The sequence below is a fragment of the Streptomyces murinus genome (assembly GCF_002154555.1).
Classification (GTDB): Bacteria; Actinomycetota; Actinomycetes; order Streptomycetales; family Streptomycetaceae; genus Streptomyces; species Streptomyces murinus.
The window spans coordinates 1-1,359 of sequence record NZ_MUNF01000691.1 but is presented as its reverse complement, the minus strand read 5'-3'; the positions used below and the strand labels follow the sequence as shown (position 1 = coordinate 1,359).

Below are 1,359 nucleotides of genomic sequence, written 5' to 3'. Positions count from 1 at the left end.
ACCCAGCAGTACGTCAAGAACTACTACCTCGACCAGAACCAGACCGTCTCGCGCAAGCTGAAGGAACTGGTCATCTCGTTGAAGCTGGACCGTCAGAAGTCCAAGGAGTACATCCTCGCGGGCTACATCAACACCAGCTACTACGGCCGCGGCCTGGATGCCGTAGNNCGCTGGAACTACGTCCTGGACAACATGGTCAAGCAGCACTGGCTGGACGCCGGCAAGCGCCAGGCCATGAAGTTCGAGACGCCGAAGGCGCCCAAGGCGGCGCCCGGCATGAAGGGCCAGACCGGCTACCTGGTGGACGCGGCCAACGCCTCCCTGGAGCGGCAACTGGTCGCCCAGGGCAGCGCCGCCACGATCGGCGACGCCGAGGCGCTGGTGAAGAAGGGTGGCTGGACCATCACCCTCAACATCGACAAGGGCAAGCAGCACCAGCTGGAGCAGGCCGTCACGCAGCAGCTGACCAGCAAGCTGGATGCGAAGAAGCGCTCCGTCGACGGCGATGTCCAGCCCGGTGCCGTGTCCGTGGACCCGAAGACGGGCAAGGTCCTCGCCATGTACGGCGGCGCGGACTACTTCAAGCACTTCAGGAACAACGCGACCCGCACCGACTACCAGCCCGCCTCCACCTTCAAGCCGGTGATCCTCGCCGCGGCGCTCCAGCAGGGCTCCGTCACCCAGGACGGCAAGCCGATCAACGCCGACACGGTGTACGACGGCACCAGCGGCCGCCAGGTGGTCGACCACGGTGCCAAGGTCGGCTTCGGGCCGCCCAACGAGGACGACGCCAACTACGGGAACATCACCGTCCAGAAGGCCATGGACGACTCCGTCAACTCCGTCTTCGCGCAGATGGNNCCCGCGCAGACGCTGGGCTCCATGGGCGCGAGCCCGCTGGAGATGGCCGGCATCTACGCGACCCTCGACAACCACGGCAAGAAGGTCACCCCGGCCATCATCAAGTCGGTCGAGCACAAGGACCGCGACGTCACGCTCCCCAACCCGATCGGCGACCAGGTGATCAGCAGGACGGCGGCCGACACGGTCACCTCGGTGCTCACCGGCGTGGTCGACGACGGTACGGCCAGGGTGTCGGTGGCGGCCAACCCGGCGCGCGACGGGCAGCAGGTGGCCGGCAAGACGGGTACGTCCGACAACAACAAGTCGGCCTGGTTCACCGGCTACACGCCCGGCCTGGTCACCTCGGTCGGCCTGTTCGGCGAGAGCGCCAAGACCCACGCGCAGGTTCCGATGACGGGCGCCACCGGCCTGCTCCCGGGCACCGGCCGGGTCAACGGCGGTACCTACCCGGCGCAGATCTGGGCCGCCTACACCTTCGGCGCGATGGACGGCGTC

General features: G+C 67.4%; 1 protein-coding gene. It reads left to right on the top strand.

Features of this window, described 5'->3' with window-relative positions; translation table 11 throughout:
* On the top strand, positions 1-1,359 hold a 1,359-nt coding region (locus CCN72_RS33180; RefSeq protein WP_208638170.1), incomplete at both ends, for a transglycosylase domain-containing protein.